16 protein-coding genes, 2 tRNA genes and 1 other RNA gene are annotated in these 18,426 nt (G+C 27.5%); 8 read left to right on the top strand and 11 right to left on the bottom strand.

The window, feature by feature from the left end:
* Positions 1-2 precede the first annotated feature (2 nt).
* The gene (locus Q8852_RS00665) at positions 3-1,634 is read left to right on the top strand and encodes a hypothetical protein (RefSeq protein ID WP_305938089.1); all 1,632 of its coding nucleotides are present in this window, start codon (positions 3-5) and stop codon (positions 1,632-1,634) included.
* Positions 1,635-1,668: 34 nt separating this feature from the next.
* On the opposite strand, the gene Q8852_RS00670 is transcribed toward Q8852_RS00665, so the two are convergent.
* The 5 genes from Q8852_RS00670 to Q8852_RS00690 form a co-directional block, all read right to left on the bottom strand.
* Positions 1,669-2,103, bottom strand: coding sequence for a hypothetical protein (locus tag Q8852_RS00670; protein WP_305938090.1), 435 nt, complete (start codon positions 2,101-2,103; stop codon positions 1,669-1,671).
* The gene (gltX, locus tag Q8852_RS00675; RefSeq protein ID WP_305938091.1) at positions 2,093-3,514 is read right to left on the bottom strand and encodes a glutamate--tRNA ligase; all 1,422 of its coding nucleotides are present in this window, start codon (positions 3,512-3,514) and stop codon (positions 2,093-2,095) included. The genes Q8852_RS00670 and gltX overlap by 11 nt, the downstream gene beginning before the upstream one ends.
* A gap of 116 nt (positions 3,515-3,630) precedes the next feature.
* Positions 3,631-4,203: a hypothetical protein gene (locus Q8852_RS00680; protein WP_305938092.1), complete on the bottom strand. Its 573-nt coding sequence runs from the start codon at positions 4,201-4,203 to the stop codon at positions 3,631-3,633.
* Between the two features lie 8 nt (positions 4,204-4,211).
* Complete coding sequence (locus Q8852_RS00685) at positions 4,212-4,787, bottom strand: hypothetical protein (protein WP_305938093.1); 576 nt, start codon at positions 4,785-4,787, stop codon at positions 4,212-4,214.
* Positions 4,765-6,198 (bottom strand): putative cysteine peptidase, encoded by a 1,434-nt coding sequence (locus tag Q8852_RS00690; RefSeq protein ID WP_305938094.1) that lies wholly within the window; start codon positions 6,196-6,198, stop codon positions 4,765-4,767. The genes Q8852_RS00685 and Q8852_RS00690 overlap by 23 nt, the downstream gene beginning before the upstream one ends.
* A gap of 156 nt (positions 6,199-6,354) precedes the next feature.
* On the opposite strand from Q8852_RS00690, the gene Q8852_RS00695 reads away from it, so the two are divergent.
* The 5 genes from Q8852_RS00695 (at position 6,355) to Q8852_RS00715 (ending at position 11,659) form a co-directional block, all read left to right on the top strand.
* Positions 6,355-7,563 (top strand): IS3 family transposase, encoded by a 1,209-nt coding sequence (locus Q8852_RS00695; protein ID WP_305938095.1) that lies wholly within the window; start codon positions 6,355-6,357, stop codon positions 7,561-7,563.
* A gap of 303 nt (positions 7,564-7,866) precedes the next feature.
* Entirely contained in the window at positions 7,867-8,826 is a 960-nt protein-coding gene (locus tag Q8852_RS00700; RefSeq protein ID WP_305938096.1) for a DNA cytosine methyltransferase, read from the top strand.
* Positions 8,810-9,835, top strand: coding sequence for a PDDEXK family nuclease (locus Q8852_RS00705; protein WP_305938097.1), 1,026 nt, complete (start codon positions 8,810-8,812; stop codon positions 9,833-9,835). The genes Q8852_RS00700 and Q8852_RS00705 overlap by 17 nt, the downstream gene beginning before the upstream one ends.
* A 75-nt stretch (positions 9,836-9,910) precedes the next feature.
* A tRNA-Lys gene (locus Q8852_RS00710) sits at positions 9,911-9,986 on the top strand.
* Between the two features lie 155 nt (positions 9,987-10,141).
* On the top strand, positions 10,142-11,659 hold the full coding sequence (locus Q8852_RS00715; RefSeq protein WP_305938098.1) for a YitT family protein: 1,518 nt from the start codon (positions 10,142-10,144) through the stop codon (positions 11,657-11,659).
* A gap of 91 nt (positions 11,660-11,750) precedes the next feature.
* Here the strand turns inward: Q8852_RS00715 and Q8852_RS00720 are convergent.
* The 3 genes from Q8852_RS00720 to smpB form a co-directional block, all read right to left on the bottom strand.
* Positions 11,751-11,825: transfer RNA gene (locus tag Q8852_RS00720), tRNA-Thr, on the bottom strand.
* A 2-nt stretch (positions 11,826-11,827) separates the two neighbouring features.
* Positions 11,828-12,200, bottom strand: a transfer-messenger RNA (tmRNA) gene (ssrA, locus tag Q8852_RS00725).
* 1 nt (position 12,201) lies between these two features.
* The gene (gene smpB / locus Q8852_RS00730; RefSeq protein WP_305938099.1) at positions 12,202-12,636 is read right to left on the bottom strand and encodes an SsrA-binding protein; all 435 of its coding nucleotides are present in this window, start codon (positions 12,634-12,636) and stop codon (positions 12,202-12,204) included.
* A gap of 298 nt (positions 12,637-12,934) precedes the next feature.
* On the opposite strand from smpB, the gene Q8852_RS00735 reads away from it, so the two are divergent.
* Both Q8852_RS00735 and Q8852_RS00740 read left to right on the top strand, forming a co-directional pair.
* Positions 12,935-15,424, top strand: coding sequence for a valine--tRNA ligase (locus Q8852_RS00735; RefSeq protein WP_305938100.1), 2,490 nt, complete (start codon positions 12,935-12,937; stop codon positions 15,422-15,424).
* Entirely contained in the window at positions 15,412-16,242 is an 831-nt protein-coding gene (locus Q8852_RS00740) for a bifunctional 5,10-methylenetetrahydrofolate dehydrogenase/5,10-methenyltetrahydrofolate cyclohydrolase (RefSeq protein ID WP_305938101.1), read from the top strand. Before Q8852_RS00735 ends, Q8852_RS00740 begins: the two co-directional genes overlap by 13 nt.
* A gap of 64 nt (positions 16,243-16,306) precedes the next feature.
* On the opposite strand, the gene Q8852_RS00745 is transcribed toward Q8852_RS00740, so the two are convergent.
* The 3 genes from Q8852_RS00745 to Q8852_RS00755 all read right to left on the bottom strand — a co-directional run bounded on the left by Q8852_RS00745 (position 16,307) and on the right by Q8852_RS00755 (position 18,239).
* The gene (locus tag Q8852_RS00745) at positions 16,307-16,711 is read right to left on the bottom strand and encodes a hypothetical protein (RefSeq protein WP_305938102.1); all 405 of its coding nucleotides are present in this window, start codon (positions 16,709-16,711) and stop codon (positions 16,307-16,309) included.
* Between the two features lie 204 nt (positions 16,712-16,915).
* Complete coding sequence (locus Q8852_RS00750) at positions 16,916-17,122, bottom strand: hypothetical protein (protein ID WP_305938103.1); 207 nt, start codon at positions 17,120-17,122, stop codon at positions 16,916-16,918.
* Between the two features lie 130 nt (positions 17,123-17,252).
* A complete protein-coding gene (locus Q8852_RS00755; protein ID WP_305938104.1) occupies positions 17,253-18,239 on the bottom strand; it encodes a hypothetical protein in 987 nt (328 codons plus the stop codon).
* Between the last annotated feature and the right edge of the window lie 187 nt (positions 18,240-18,426).

The following is an 18,426-nucleotide window of genomic DNA, read 5'->3' on the forward strand; positions in this document are numbered from 1 at the left end:
TTATGGCTTCTAAATCTGATTTTAAATCTCTTAAAAGTAATATTTCAAAAATTGAAAATAAAATATCTTCATTTGATAGTAAAGCAGAAGACATTGAAAGAACATTTAACAATTTAAGTATACCTAATCAATATGATGTATATACAGTTGCAAGCAATTTTTCAAACACAGCTAGTTTCTATAAAAATCAATGTCAAGAGGCAATGAATGCTTGTTATGATAGAATACAAGAAAAAATGCAAAAAGTAGAAAGCAATATTAAACACAAAAGTAATAACTTATTATGATATTCATTTTGTCTTAGAAAACAATTGAGAAGTATACATGAATTTAATGAATGATTTATTAAAAAAGACTATATGACTCTTATTAGGAATGCAAATTTTATGGATGAGTATTATAGTACGCCAGATGTTATTAAATACATTAAATTATTAAAGTTAAAATCTTTTGAAGCTATATGTGAAGAAAAAATGCAAGCACCAATTAGATATTATGACTACTGAGCATTCGAAGATTATTATAATAATTGTAAGAAATACAATTCAACTTATCATATTTTAAAAGCTAGAGAATGATTATTTATTGCAACAATTCATATATTGCAAAATAATATGCTACCCGGAAATGAGAATTATAAGTTTCATATCAACGCTTTGAAAACATATCAAGAATTCGATGAAGAATTAAAACGAAAATACCTAAATGATTATGAAAACACCTATCCACAAGCTGTAGATGTATTTAATAATCGAACTAAAGATTTATATGAAAAATTCCAATATAGTCAAGTAAAAGATATTATTAATGATTCTAAATACTTTAATGTAGATGATATTGAAATTGAATTCTTTAAATCAACTGAATTAAGTCCGATCAAATTATTTAATTATCTAGAGGAATTTGGGAATAATGGAGATCTTGCTTCTAGAAAACAAGCTCAAGATGATACTATTATTTTATTAAATGGTGAATTAAAGACTCAATATATTGAATACTGAATTAAAAATTTTGATCATAATAATTGAGATTTTATTCAAGATATTATTAAGTACCAAAACAACTGATTCAAAATTAGTAATATATTATGTCCTTTAATTAGTAAAAATATTGATAGTATTAAAAATATCTCAGATTTATTTAAACACTATGCTGTAGGCTTTAAAGATTATATTGAAACAATTAAAGATGAAATTTCAATTGATAAATTTATGTCTTGCATAATTATTCAAAATGAATTTGTTCAAAAGTTCTATAAAAAATATAATGTCGTAAATAAAAAAGATGAAATTAATAAACTAAGAAAACAACTTGATGGAATTGCTTATGGAATGATTAAAGGCTACCACAAGCTAGTTTCGTTATATACTGCTGAGAAAATAGCAGAATTAAACAAGGTTCTTTCTGATGCTTCAGTAAGACTATATGGTAAGAATAAAAAATACCAAATTACTCCTGCTAAAAAAGACGGTAACTTAGAAAAACTAAAGAAAAAAGTTAAATTAATTACTGTTTCTAATTTAAATAAAAAGAAAATTATTATATGAATCAGTGTAATTGCTGGTTTAATATGAGCTGGATTGCTTGGAACTGGTATTTGAGCAGTGTTACATTTTGTTCTAAATTGAGTCTAAGAAAAAATCTAGAGAATAGCTCTCTAGATTTTTGTTATTCACTAATTGTAAGTTGTAAATCAAAATATGAAGCAGGATTATTACTATCTGGAGCACAAATATAATATTTAAAAGTATATTTGTTTTCTTCTTGGATGAATTCTTGTCCAAATGTTCTAATTTCAAATTCCATAAGTTGTTTATTTTCTGGGTTTAAAAATGTTACTGTAGCTTTACCATAGTCGTTTTTAATTACTTGTACTGTAGTGCTATTAGTATAAACTCAAAATTCGTTTTCATAAATATCTACACGATTAGTTTCATTATATTTAGGTTCTTTAAAAATTAATTCAATTGATTTTTCTTCAGTATTAATATTTTTAGTTAATGGTGCATCAAATTCAATAACTTGTATTGCTTCAGTATTAATTATTTCTTCACCATTTTCAAAAACTACAGGTTGAATAGTTGACTTAAAATTAATTTTCATATTGATTTAATCTTTCTAAGATAACATTGCTTCCAAATAATCAAATAGCTTTAGCTAGTTCAGGTCCATGAGCTACACATGTAGCTGCAAGTCTTATCGGCATGAAAAGATTTTTACCCTTAACTCCTAGTGCTGCTTGTGTATTATTAATAGCTTGTTGTATAGATTCAATTGTAAAAATATCGTTAGCTAAATCTGCTTTTAATAAGCTAGTAAATGTTTGAACAGTTTTTAAATCAGCTTCTGAGAATTGGATTTTTTCAAAAGTAGGTGTCATGTATAAATCAAGGTGTGATTTAAGTTCACTTGTAGTAATAGCACTAGATTTAAATGTTTCAACAAAAATATCTAATCAGTCTGTACCAAAGGCGTTTTTGTCTAAATTCATTAAGTTAATTAATTTATCATTAGACTCATTTTTCATATATTGTTTTGAGAATCAATCCATTTTTGCAATATCAAATTTAGAAGGTGATTTTGAAAGTCTGGTTGGATCAAATTTTTCAATAATTTCAGCTTGAGACATTACTTCACTTGCATCAGCAGCAGTTCATCCTAATAAAGCAAGGAAATTAAAAATCGCTTCTGGAATGTATCCTTCATTACGGTAATCTTCGATAAATTGTTTAGTTGATAAATCACGTTTAGAAAGTTTTTTACCTTCCATATTAGTAATAATAGTCATGTGACCAAATTGTGGAGCTTCTCAACCAAGTGCTTGATATAAAGCAAGTTGTTTAGGGGTGTTTCCAATATGTTCTTCTCCACGAAGGATGTGAGAAATTTCCATATCATGATCATCTACTACTACAGCAAAGTTATAAGTAGGATATCCATCAGATTTAAAAATTACTCAGTCAGCAATTTCATCTGAATTAAATGAGATTTTATCTCTAACAATATCATTTCAAGCAAGTTCAACATTTTTGGGCATTACTAAACGGTATGAAAATTCACCATTAGCATCTCTTTTAGCTTTTTCTGCATCAGAAATTTTTAACCAATCTCTGTCATATCTAAAGCTTGGAATTCCTTTAGCATCTGATTCAGCTTTTTGTGCTTCTAATTCTTCAGTTGTATCATAAGCTTTATAAGCAAGACCTTTATCTAAAAGTTCTTGTAGTACTTCATTATAACGATCGAGTTTTTCGCTTTGACGGTATTTTCCATATTTAGGATTTGGGTTAAGTGGGCTTTCATCTGGAACAATTCCAAGTCAAGCTAAATTGTGAAGTTGAGATTCTTCTCCACCTTCAACATTTCTTTTAACATCAGTATCTTCTAATCTAAAGATAAAATCTCCATTGAAATGTTTAGCAAATAAGTAACAAAATAATGCGGTTCTAGCTCCTCCGATGTGTAAGTAACCTGTTGGGCTAGGTGCATAACGAGTTCTAACTTTTTTAGTCATATTTATCTCCTTAAATAAGTATTTAAATTATAAATTAATTTAAATATAGGGCTTAAAAAATATACTGTATTTTTTAAAGAAAAAAGCATACTGTTTTTTGTCAGTATGCTAGCAAATTATTGTTTTAATTTTTGACTTTTAATAAAATCATTTAGCTGAATTCCTCAAACTATAGCAAATCAAATAATAATCAAACAAGAAATAGCAATCGCTACAATAGCTTGAATAATATCTCGTATGCATCATCAAAATGGAGCTATAAAAATAGGAAGTAAGGCAATAAATAGAAGTCAGGCAAGTGTTGAAAATATAATGAAAATAGTTTTGTTATCTGTATCTAATTTAATTTTTGTTAAAAAGAATAGTGGAAAGAAACTATGTAACATTTTATTCTTTAATACTATTAAATAAGCTAACTGCAAGGCATAAAAAGTAATTCCAAGACTTAAATATACATATCACAAGTTATCTCAACTATCAAATAAGTATCCACCATAAATGTTCATCGGAATCTTATGCTCACCTTCGGGATGCACATAATCAACTCCTATTTGTCTAAATGGATCGTTTTTTGCTCTAATACTGAAATATATAACTGAAGCAATAAAGCCAACAAATAAACTTATGATAATAAGATTTATAAAAACTGTGAATGATAATTTGAATCTATACTTTAGCTGTTTGGTCATAATCTTCCTTAACTACTAATGGATTTTGAATTTTTAATAAAATCATTTAGCTCGATTCCTCAAACAATAGTGAATAATATAATCAATAAACAAGAAATTATTACTGCTACAATTGATTGTATAATCTCTTTCATCATTCATCAAAACGGAACTACAAAAATAGGTATTAATCCTATAAATAGCATTCAAGCAAGAATGGAGAATATTATAAAAATTATTTTGTTTTTATTATCTAAGTTAATTTTCTTTATGTACAAGATAGGAAATAAGCAGTGCAATATTTTATTTTTTAGCACCAATAAGTATGCTAATTGTAATGCATAAAATGCAATCGCAAGGCCTAAATATGTTCCTCACAGATTGTACCACTCATTAAATATATATCCTCCGCATTGATTGCTTTCTATTTGATTACTTGGGGTTTTTTCAAAGTTAGCAGCAATTAAACAATTATTAGGTTCAATTTTTGATTTAATACCAAAATAGAGTACAGAAATAACGAAACCTAAAAATAAAGATATAGTTAGAATGTTATAGATTATTAAGAATGATAATTTAAACTTATACTTTAGCTGATTGGTCATAAATAATATGAGTCTCCACTTGTTTTCATGTATATTCACTGTCTTTATATTTAAAATATGCTTTAGGTCATGCATGTTCACGAGTATAGTTTACTGGATATAAAGTAAACATTGAAAAAGCACCTGCATCCAAGTAATAAGAAAGCAAACATGCATTTGTTTTTGGACTACTTGGTCATAAATTTGTTATTAAAAATTGATCGGTATCAGAATCATATCCATAGGCTATAAATGCATGATTAAATTTTTTGTATTTTGCATTTACATTACCCGCTGTTAGGATAACAGGAATTTTATATTTAGTTATATATTTTCAAGCTTTCTTAAATGAATATTTTCAACTATCACTATAGTATGGTTGATATAATTTTTCTGCTTTTTTTCCTTTTATAAATTTGTTATATAAATTATTAAGAGCTCAGCCACTTTCCTTAATTTTGAAGTTATAGTTTTTATTATTTAGTTTATGCAAATAATAGTCGAATGTTCTTCTTTCAGAATCTGTTGGAGCATTATCGTTATTTTTGTGTCATTTTCAAACTGGTGATGTGTATCTTATTAAATTATTAGGATTATAGTCGTTTGTAATGAATGTTTTATATTCATCATCTGAAAATAAACCATCATATTTAAATAATTCATTATATAAAATTAAATTACTTAAAGCATTATAACAACACCATCCTGAGCTAACTTCCTTATTAAAATATTCATCGGCTCTGTCTTCATCATAACCGATACGAGAAGCTGAATCCCTAGTTAATCACCATCAACTGTGGTCAGCTAAATCTGTTACATTAGGATTTGAAATGAATGTTCTATCTGATCCATGTCAAATTTCTGCATACGGTATAACTGTATATGGATTAGGCTTTTCGTTGTTAGCACGGTATGTAGTACGTGAAAGTTCTTTAATTTGGGATTTTCTTTTTTCTAATTGTTCTTGTTTAAAAAATGAATCCTTAGGTAAATATAAATTGAATTCAAAATCCTTAATTTCATCAAATGAATATAACTTGTTTGTAGATATTTCAAGAAAAGAATTATCATTTCCTTTTTCAAAGATTCCCTTACTTGGTATATATGCTAAGTTGGATGAATTTTGATATTGTGAAATGTCTCCTCATCTAGTTTCTAAAGAGATTAAATAACGCATATCGATTATTGAATACATATTATCAAAACAAATTAATAAATATTTATGCTTTTGAATATCTTCAATAACTTTTGTATATTTAACTATATGAACAGTTTTATCAATTTTATTAACTCTAGCAAGTTCAGATTTGATAACAAGATCATTTTCTGAATCTGTAGAGCTTGAAATTGTTGTAGTCATTGATGGAATGATTGCTGCACTAGAAATTAAAACAGAAGTACTTAAAAAAGTTTTTAAGATTTTTTTATTCATTAAGCCTCCTTTATGAAAATTAGTGAAGATAGAACCTCCTTCTTTCTATCCTATACTTTAATTATAGTCTTTTGCACATGATAAAACCATTTTGTGGAAAATTGAGATTTTTTTCCACAAAATAAACTAGGACACTTTATTTAGACTGTAAAAGTTATGATAAAAGAGCAAATTGTTTTGAATAAATCATTAATGGAAAGATTATTCAATTGTATTCTCACTATAGAAAGAAATAAATTTCCTTATGAAAAATTCATAAATTTATTTGAAATAGCCACAAATATTCAACTACCAAAAAATCAATTAATGGAAATTATTGAATTTATAAAACATTATAATTTACATAATATGAATAAAGAAGTAGTTTACAAATTATCAAAAGATAAACGTGGAAGAAAAAGAAAAAATACAAAAGTTAATTGAAACAAGATTTCAAAAGACGATATGGTTACAATACTAGAAATTTGACAAAAATATGGAGAAATTGTCAAAGATATTCCTGAAGAAGATTTGAACAAAATCAAAAATATTAAATCAAGTAAAGCTGAAATAGCTAAATCTTTTAACATGTCTAGAAGCACTTTATTTAATTTATTAAGCCAAAAAACTTCTAAAAATTCAGATAAAGAAATTGAATATGAAAATGAAATTAAAGAAGTGTTTTACAAGCACAAAAGAAATTTTGGAAGAGCTAGAATTTCTGCTGTATTAGAAAAAGAATACGGTATTAAGATTTCTTCTAGAACAATAGGAAGAAGAATGAAACAAATAGGCCTTAAATGTAGAGTTAGACAAAAACAAAAAGAAAGAGAAATTAAAAATACTTCTGCACAATGTGACAACATAGTTAAAAGAGATTATAACGATAAAGAAAATAGAAATATTGTAGCAACAGATGTTACATACCTAAAAGTTCCTTACGATTTAAAATATGTATTAAATCACTTATTTTTATCAGTCGCAATAGATCATAAAACAAAAAGAGTGTTAAATTATAATGTCTCAACCAGAAATGATACTGAACTTGTTATTTCGCATATAAAAGAATTAGAATTTGATTCACCATGAATAATTCACTCAGATCACGGTTATCAATACACTTCAAAAGAGTATATTGAATTAATTAATTCTAAAAACGGGACTATATCGATGAGTAGAGTAGGCAATTCTCTAGACAATAGAGAAGCAGAATATTTCTTCTCGATTTTAAAATCTGAATGTTTAAATTTTGTTAATTACAACACAACTTCATATGATGAATTATTAGTAATTATCAAAGATTTTATTGAATATTATAATTCGGAAAGAATTCAATCTAATTTAGGATGATTAACTCCTAATCAATTTTATGCTTTAAATTCTTAATCAAAAAAATAGACAATTTATAAGGAGGGGAGTCCAAATAAGTTGTCCATGTATAAAAATCGCTAAAAGTGTATTTTTTGATAAATAACTGTAGTTTTAGCGACCTTTAGCATAAAAGGATAGTATTGATTTATACTATAATTTTTTTATTTTGAAAATTAGATTCATTAAAGGCTTATTTTTAGTTCACTATTCAAAAAAATAATATAAATAATGAATAAATCAAGGGATAAGATACCTAAGCGAATTAAAAAGATTTTTATATAATTTATTTACTTTTTAATAATTATGTTGAGGTGGAAAATGCAAAAGAAGAAAATAAAAAATAATTTAACCTTTATTGATTTATTCGCAGGAATAGGAGGAATCAGAAGACCATTTTCAAAATTTGGTGCTAAATGTGTTTTTTCTTCTGAAATTGACAAATATGCAGCTAAAAGTTATGAATTAAATTGAGGTGAAAAACCTTCAGGTGATATTACTCAAATACCAAGTGAACAAATTCCACAATTTGATATTTTACTTGCTGGTTTTCCATGTCAAGCTTTTTCATTAGCTGGTAAACGTCAAGGTTTTAATGATGCACGAGGAACAATGTTTTTTGAAGTTGCTCGCATTATTGCTCATCATAAGCCACAAGCATTTTTACTTGAAAACGTTAAAGGTTTAATTAATCATGATAAAGGCAAAACTTTTGAATTTATTTTAACTACATTACAAGATGAATTAAACTATAAAGTTTTTTATAAAGTGCTTAATGCGAAAGATTTCGGTGTACCTCAAAATAGAGAAAGAATTATTATTGTTGGCTTTAAAAATCATGATATTGATTTTGTGTTTCCGACTCCTTTTGAAACAAAAACCTGTTTAGGGGATATTTTAGAAAAAGACGTTGATGAAAAATACACTCTTTCGGATAAATTATGACAAGGGCATCAAAGAAGGAAACAAATGCATCAATCCAAAGGAAATGGTTTTGGATACAGTTTATATGATAAAAATTCTAGATATACCAGTACAATATCAGCTCGGTACTATAAAGATGGATCTGAAATATTAATCAGACAAGAAGGCAAAAATCCACGTAAATTAACGCCACGTGAAGCGGCTAGATTACAAGGATTTGACGATGACTTTATTATTGGTGTTTCCGATACACAAGCATATAAACAATTTGGAAATTCTGTTCCTACTAAAATGATTGAAGCTGTAGCAGAAAATATGCTTCAATCTTTAGGGGCATTTGATGAAAGAAAAGAATAATTATGTTTTTAACAATTTGTATTTTTATAAAGTAATTAAACAATTAATTAAATTTAATTTATCTACTAAGAATAGACAGATCTTACAAGAATTGATTTTTGATAATTTAAATGTTAGTTCAGAAAATCTATATAAAACGTTACTAATTTCTGAAAAGATTTGTAAAAAATCTAGCAAAAAGTATTACCAATTTCAACATTTAATTGAATTACTCAATGAGATAGGTATAAAAATGTTTATTGATTACACATTTATTGCTTTAGATTTAATTTCTTTAAAAGACTGAATTATTGATACATCACATTTACAAGCCAGAAAACTTATTTCTCATCAATTAAGAAATGTTGATGATAAATTGAGTTTACTTTACGATAGTTTAAACATTAATTTACCATATGGAGAAAGAGTTATTTGTGCCTTGCTCACTGAGTTATTGATTAAAAATATTAAGGATTCTGAATTAATAAGTATTGCTGCAGAAAGTTTATCAAAAATACCAGTAGATATCAATGAAATAATTATGAAAATTAATGATCTAAAGATTAGATACGGATTAAACGTTAATAGTATTTTTAATTTAATAGTAAGTGAATCAATTAATCAAAAAATAATAGCAAATGCTGGAGTGCGTTATGAACAAAGAGTGAAAAATTCAATTCAAGAATTTTCTAACAAACTAATTGAACATAAACATGATAGCAAACACCCTGAAGTTGAATATGATTTCATTGTTTATAAAGAAAATAAAATTATTGGAATCAACTGCAAAAGAACTTTAAGAGAAAGATATAAACAAAACATATATGATTGTAATTTTCTAGATGTGGATTACTTATTTGTCTTTACTTTAGGATTAGATTTAACTTTTCAAAAAATAAATAATATTCTAGCTAAACATAATGTTTATTTAGTAATTGCAGAAGAAATTTATAATTCCGATATTTATTATCAAAATAATCCTAAAATTTTCTCATCAGTTAATTTAAATAATTTATTTACGTTAGTTTAGAAATGGATTTTGCTTTTTATATTAGAAATATAACTTTTTTCTATACCCTAGGCAAAAAAGTTTTATAATAATACTGCATCGTTAGCTCAGTCGGTAGAGCAGCTGGCTCTTAACCAGCGGGTCGCAGGTTCGAACCCTGTACGATGTACCATTTCAAGAAATTGACCACAAGTTGCATCCATGCAACTTTTATTTTGCAAAATCACAGCTATATGAAGTCAAAAAAGTAGTACAATAAAAATAGACATTAGCTTCTGCTAATAGTTATTTTTTTGCTTTTTTGCAAACATAATGAAAGGAGGAAATATGAAATGATTTTCAAAGAAAAATAAAAATCAGGATCAAAACACAGCACAAGAAATCAGTGATTTAGTTGATGGTTATGAAGCAAGTATTCACATTCAGAAAACTAATACTTTATACAAAAGAACTAGAATGTCTAACTTTGGTTTAAAACTTAATCGTTTCTATTCACAAATGCCTATGTGGAAAATTATGGTAATTACAATTGTAACTGCTTTATTTTTCGGGGTAATCAGTGTGTTCTTTGTTAAAAACGTTGGTATTTATAACTTTGGTTTAGCTGCATTCGGACAATCTGCATCTAAAATTATTGTTGTAAACTTAACTCAAGAACAAGTTTCTGCAACAGTTAGAAACCTTATTGACCAATTTGTCTTCTGGGTTGCTTATATTATCTTAAGTATTCCGATATTTGTTTTCGGATATAAGAAGGTTGGTAAATTATTTACTAATATAACAATCTTATTCCTTGTGGTATCTTCACTTGTATCATTTGGAATCGGGCTTATTCCAGGAGCTAACTCAGTTTACTTAATTGGTGATTACTCAAACGCTGATGTTAAGATGTATTTATCAGATTACAAAAAAGACCTTAGTGGTATTATTCCATTACAATGAACAGGAGGTGATGCAGGAAGTGTTATTGCTTTAATGCTTTACTCAATTGTTTATGGATATGTACTTGCTTACATTTTTGCTATTATCCAAATTATTGGTGGAACAGCAGGAGTTACAGGGGTTATTGGTGAATGATATGCTAATGCAAAACAAAAATCATTCGGAGCAATTTCAGGATATATGAACATTGTAATTGTCTTTATAGCGGTTGCAATCGGGTCATGATTACCAGGATCAATACTTCTTAAAGATGCTCAAGCTAATATGCAATTAGCTCAAAAACAATGAGATGCTGGACTTGAAACAATTAAACAAAATGCACCAGCTAATGTAGAGGCATTAAAAACTCAAATTGCTGACTTAGCTAAAAACATTAAAGAAAATATAGGAATTGATTTAACTAAATTCAGTGACTACCAAAATATTGATTGAAACAATGCTTACTCAGGAATCAAAGCTAATGAAGCTACATTTGCTGACAATATCAAGTTAACAAAAAGCTTTGCTGCTGCGGGAACATTATTCTCTAAAGCTTGATCATTTGAACTATACTTATCACCTAACTTTGTTGCTACAATCCTTGTTAATGTTGTTTACATCATGATGCTTGATAAACTTTATCCTAAATTTAAACTTGTTCGTGTACAAATCTTTACTAAGAATGCTGAACAAGTTAGAAGCATGATCAACAATGATAATAAGATTGTTACAGGAATGACAATTTTCCCTGCTAAAGGTGGATACAAAGGTGAAGACTTAGAAGTTATTACTTCTATCGCATTATTTAGACATGTTTTACGTATTATTAAAGATGTACGTAGCGTTGACCCTGATGCATTCATTTCAGTTTCAGATATTAAAAGTATTGACGGTAATATTTATTTACCTGAAGATAAATTCTAATATATTCATATTAAATAATAGATCTAGAGGTAACTCTAGATTTTTTATTACTCTGACAAAGGCATAAAAAAATCATGCTTAGCATGATATCTGGTGCCCCTTATGAGAATCGAACTCATGATGGTTGGTTACGAGTCAACTGTTTTACCACTAGAACTAAAAGGGCAATGGTGGAGATAAGGGGAGTCGAACCCCTGTCCACATTACAAAAGGCTTATTGCGTCTACAGTTTATTTTGCTTTTAATAACACTAGAAAACTAAAGCAAACCAAAAAGTTTTAAAGTGTTTGACTAATTTCATGTAAGTTTGTCAGCGCTTACACTATCCTTTTACCCGACTTATAAAACCAAGGAAATTTCTATAAGCCACTAGTTTGCAAAATTAAGCAAAAGCTAGATTTGAGTTGTTGTAAGCGAAAAACATTGGGTTTACGCTTGTTTGTTTTTGATCTTTTCCGTTTAAGAAAGTCTAGAAGTATTATAGTCTACCAAACTACTGCAGCAATAAGGTTTCATAACATGTCGAAACCATTATATCCCCATTAAAAAAGTAAAGTTTTATTAATTTTCTTATTTACTTCTTCTTTAATTATTTTAGCACGTTTATCATATTTCTTTAGCCCTTTAGCTAAAGCGATTTCAAGTTTAATATTAGAATGATTATCAAAATAAATTTTAAGCGGAATAATAGTTAATCTTAAGCTGTCTTCTTTAAATTGAATCTTTCTAATTTCATTTTTATGAAGTAAAAGTTTTCTTTCTCTAGTTTCATCACATTTAACTTGCATATATTGCTTAAAGTGTGCTTCTTTAAGATACATTTCACCCTTGTAAATTGAACAGTATGCATTAGTTAAATCCACTGTATTAGCACGAGCACTTTTAACTTCTCAACCCATTAAAGAAATACCTGCTTCATATTTTTCAAGTATTTCATAATCTCTAAAGGCTTTTTTATTACTTGCTATTATTTTCATACTAGAATTGTACCTTAATTTAATATTTAAGGCTAAAGAAAATTGCCTAAAGTGTTATAAAAATGCACAGTAATCATTAAATAATCTAATGCTAAATTTAAATAAGTTAATAATTCACAGATAAATTTAATATCAGTAGAAAAACAAATTAGCCTATAGTATACAGTTAGAAGTTTAAAAAAATATAAAAAATATTTTTTATTTTCCAATTAAAAATGTATAATATGCGGCTTTTTTGCTAAAAGTAGTATAATTATGACACTTATATTATATATAACACCTTAGAATTAGGAGAAGCATGGAAAAATCATACAATCATAAACTTGTTGAAGCTGGAATTGATGCAAAATGACAAGAGAAAAAATACTTTCAGACTCATGATGAAGCTAAAAGACCATTTACAATTTTACTTCCACCACCTAATGTAACTGGTAAATTACACTTAGGGCATGCACTTGATGTATATATTCCTGATACAATTATCCGTTATAAAAAACTTAATGGATTTGATGTTATGTGAGTGCCTGGAATGGATCATGCAGGAATTGCGACTCAATCAAAAGTTGAGGATGAAATCTTTAAAAGCGAAGGTAAAAATCGTCACGATTTAGGAAGAGAAGAATTTATTCGCCGTGTTTGAGAATGAAAAGCTGAATATGCACAATTATTTAGAAAACAATGATCAACAATTGGACTTGCTTTAGATTATTCACAAGAGCGCTTTACTCTTGATGAAAAAGCAAATGAAGCAGTTTCAAAAGTATTTGTTGACTTATATAACAAAGGTTTTATTTACAAAGGTGTAAAAGCAATTAACTGAGATGTTAAATTACAAACTGCGCTTTCAAATATTGAAGTAAATAACGAACCAACAGAACAAAAGATGTATTACATCAAATATCCAATTAAAGATAGTGATAAATATTTAACGATTGCAACTGTTAGAACTGAAACATTACTTTCAGACGTTGCAGTTGTTTATAACCCTAATGATGCTAGATACCAAGAATTAAAAGGAAAATACGTAATTCATCCAGTTACCAGAAAAGAACTTCCAATCATTGCAGATGAATATGTTGAAATTGATTTTGGTTCAGGACTTATGAAACTTAGTGCCCATGCTGAAGCTGATATTGATATCATGCAAAAACTAGGTTTTGAAATTCTTGAAACAATTGATAAAGCTGGAAATATTAATTATCCTGCTCTTCCTCAATTCCATGGAATGGAACGTTTTGCCGCTAGAGAAGCAATTGCACAATATTTAACTGAAAAAAACTTACTTGAAAAAGTTGAAACTACCACTTCAGCCGTTGGTGTTTCAGAACGCTCAAAAACTCCAGTTGAAATTTTAGTGCTTCCACAATGATTTGTTAAAATGGATCATTTCAGAGATTTAATCTTAAATGATTTAGATTCAGGTAAAGGTGTTGAATTTTTCCCTAAACGTTTTGAAAGCACAATGCGTCAATGGATGGAAAATGTTTATGATTGAACAATTTCAAGACAACTTTGATGAGGACATAGAATTCCCGCTTGATATGATAAAGATGGAAACATGAAAGTGCAACTTAGCTCACCTGGTGAAGGATGAACCCAAGATAGTGATGTTTTAGATACTTGATTTTCATCAGGACTTGCACCATTTGTCTTTTTAGGTTGACCACAAGATGATAAATTACTAAAAAGATATTATCCAACTTCATTACTTGTTACTGGATATGACATTATCTTTTTCTGAGTTGCTAGAATGTATTTCTTTGGGCTTGAATTCATGGGACAAAAACCATTTGACCAATTATTACTTCATGGTTTAATTCGTGATGCTCAAGGTAGAAAAATGTCTAAATCTCTTAATAATGGAGTTGATCCAATGGATATGGTGGAACAATATGGTTCAGATGCTTTAAGATGATTCTTAATTACTAATACAACTCCTGGACTTGATATTAAATTTAGTACAGAAAAAGTAGAAGCAGCTTGAAGAGTTAATAATAAACTTTGAAACATTGCTAAATACATTAGTGATTTACCTGAAAATGATGCAGCTGCAACTGATGCAGATAAATGAATTAATGAAAAATTAGCTAACTTAGAAAACAAAATTAATAATCACATTGCAAGTTATGATTTTGCTGTTTTAGGAAGTGAAATTTATCGTTACTTATTTAATGATTTATCAGGATGATATGTTGAATTCTTGAAAACTTCATATTCAAAACAAAGTGCAATGGAAGTACTAAGAAAAACCTTAATTATTCTTCATCCATTCCTTCCATTTATTACTGATAAATTGTATAGTGAAATTTTTAAAACTGAGTTACTTGAACAAAATTGACCTACATTTGAGGTGCAAAAGGAAACTTCATATATTAATAATGTTATTGAAGTGGTTACTGAACTTAGAAAATATAGAGAAGAAAATAATATTTCTAAAAAAGAAACTCTACTTTACTTTTTAAGTAAACAACTTGATTCATCAGCTATTGCTATGATAAATAAAATGGCTTATGCAGAAATGCACGAAAATCAAGATTATTTAATCGCTTTAAGCGAAAATAATTTATACATTAAACAATCAGAAGAAACAAAACAAAAAAATAAAGAATTATTACTTGAAAAAATTAAGTTTGTTAAATCAGAAATAGCACGTGCTCAAGGAATTTTAAGTAATGAAAAATTTGTAGCTAAAGCTCCAAAAGAAAAAGTTGAAGCAGAAAGAGAAAAATTAAACAAATATCAAGATGAATTGCAACAATATGAGGAGGAACTTAAATGCAAATATTAAGTGGAAAAGAGCTTGCTAAAGCAGAATTAGCTAAATTAAAACAAGAAATTATTGATCTAGAATTACCAAGAGCATTAACTATGGCTATTATCCAAGTTGGTGATAATGAAGCTTCAAATAAATACATTAAACACAAACTTAGAGTAGCTGAAGATTTAGGAATTGAAGCAACATTATATAAATTTCCTGACGATATTACTCAAGATAGATTACTTAAGAAAATGGACCGTATCAATGAAAAACACGATGGAATCATTGTGCAACTCCCATTACCTAAACATTTACCTACACAAGTTATTTTAGATGCTGTTCCATATGATAAAGATATCGATGGATTAACAACTAAAAATGAATTTAGATTATATAATGATCAACCTGAAAAACATTTTATTCCAGCAACTGCTCGTGGAGTTCTTGAATTAATGGAACACTATGAGATAGATGTAAAAGATAAAAAAGTTTGTGTTGTAGGTCGTTCACATGTTGTTGGTAAACCACTTGCTCACATTATTAAAAGAATGGGAGCTACAGTTGCTACTTATAATGAAGAAACAGGAATCAAAGGAATTGAATCTGGAGATATTGTTATTGTAGCTATTGGTGTAGCAAAATATGTAAAAGCACAAAATGTTAAAGAAGGTGCTGTTGTTATTGATGTTGGTACAAACCTTGATGATAAATTAACACAAGAATTATGTGGAGATGTTGATTTTGAATCAGTTAAAGATAAAGTATCAGCTATCACACCTGTACCTGGTGGTGTAGGACCTATGACAGTAGTTTCTTTAATGAAAAACCTTGTGGATATAGTAAGATAATCAGTTAGCATATGCTGCTGATTTTTTTATGTCTTGCTGTAAGGGGTAAAAGAAAAGATGAGTGTTACCATCTATTCTTATAAATATCATCATATTCTTTATTAACATCAATTTGATAACTCGGAATTTTTCCACAGTATTCTTGATAAACTCTAATTTCAAAACTTAATAGTAAGTAAAACTTTATAAAATGTTTTTTTAATTTAGAATGTTTTGCTTTAAATATAATTGAACAAATTAATCATAATGTAATGTAGGTAAATAAAATTGCAGAGATAATTAATCCAGTTATATTAATAATAAAGTTATTAATGCTAGCATCTGGAAAAGTAATATATGTATGTACACCTTGAAGTGAGGCTAAAATAATATTAATCATTAATACATCTATTAAAGCTATTATAATTATTTTTCGTATTGATAGTTTTCTTAATAATGATTGCAAAGTACTATTTTTATTTTCGTTCATACTACACCCCCTAAAATCTTAAATATTTTATATATCTACTTTGATTCTATACCTTTAGGAAGATTAATTAAAAGATTGGTTTTCTACTTAATGTGTAATTTCATAAAATGTGAAAATTCTTTTTAAATTTTATCAAGTTTTTAAAAAATGGGCGTGTTAAAATACACGACAGGGTCGTTTTGGCTTATTTTTTGAGCCAATTTTTTAAATTTTTGTGTAATTTTTAAATAATTCAAATGGTGAAATTCTAACTGGATATTGACTATTTTCAAAGTAATAATTTCGTTTATCTTTATTAATCAAATCAATTAATTCAAATATGAAATTTTCACAAATAAACTGTGGTTCATAGCCTTTTGGAATAATCTTTCTAATCTCTTTATGTGCGTTTTCTAAACTTCCCTTTGTCATGAAGAATAAGGGTCACATACATAAAATTCTTTTATGGATTTTACTTTATGAAGTTCAGAGTTTTCTAAACCATTATCCATTGTTAAGGTTAGAATTTTTAAGTTATACTTGCATATCAGTTTTTCGAGTGCTAATCTGACAAGATTGCATCTCTTTTAGAATACATCGCAAATAACATTCTAGTTTTTCTTTCTAGTAGTGTAACTAAGCAATATTTACTTGTCTTTTTGAACTGAACAGTATCTATTTCATAGTGTCCAAATTCTTCTCTTATATCTATTTTCTTTGAACGTTCGTGAATGCTTTTTGCAAATTTTAATTTAGATTTAGTTTTTGCTTTTTTAGGTTTCTTTAATCTGCTTTTTGCTATTCCATACTTTCTTTTCAAAGTAAGTATTTTATATTCAAAATCAACATAATATCTGTCGATATATTCATAAAACCCTTGTACGGTAGGAATAAAAACATTTTTTAGATTATTGTCTTTTACATAATCCTCAAACTTATCTAATATTTTTTGTAACGAAGTTTTTCTATAATAAACAAGTTGTTCACTTGTTAGTCTTTTCTTTTCAGTCGTTGTTAAACTTCTGTATTTTTTATGTTTGGAAATTCAATCTTGTGTAAATTCGTGCAATGGTTTTCATTTTTCTAATGATGTTATTCTTTTTCCATCCAAGGTATTTTCTCTTGTATAGATTTTTGATTTAGTTCATTCATTTATTGAAAGGAACGAAAATCCACCAACATGTCTTTTGCAGATTTTGCAAAATAATGATGTTTGGACTCTATACTCCTCAGATGCTTTTTCAATTTGTTCTCTAATGGTTTTAATATCACAAGACATTTGTCTCGAAATCTCTAAAAGACTTCATTCATCTTTTAATTTATTGAACAAATCTTTCATTTTTTCTATTGTAAATTCTCTAGGTGAATACTGTTTGATATTTTGGATTTTAGTATTTAACATCTTAAGTTTTGATTTATCTAAATATGGTCTTAAGACGTAATGACTATAACGAGTTGTAAATTCAGTTGAGTATTTTGAATTTCTAGATTTAGCTCTAAATTTCAAACAAATTAAATTATTTTGATAATGTTTTGCATTCGATAGCATATAATAATATTGCCTCCTTTATTATTTTTGAATTTACACACTTATTTTACATTAAGGAGACAAAAAACATCGGAATCTTACTAATTAGTAGGAAACCGATGTTTTAATTTTGCTATACCTTTAGGAAAATAAGTCAAGGAAATGATGATTTGACACTTAAGTTTCCACATATTTCCACAAAAAAGTG

Origin of the sequence: Mycoplasma seminis (genome assembly GCF_030718845.1) — a bacterium.
GTDB lineage: Bacteria > Bacillota_I > Bacilli_A > Mycoplasmatales > Metamycoplasmataceae > Mycoplasmopsis > Mycoplasmopsis seminis.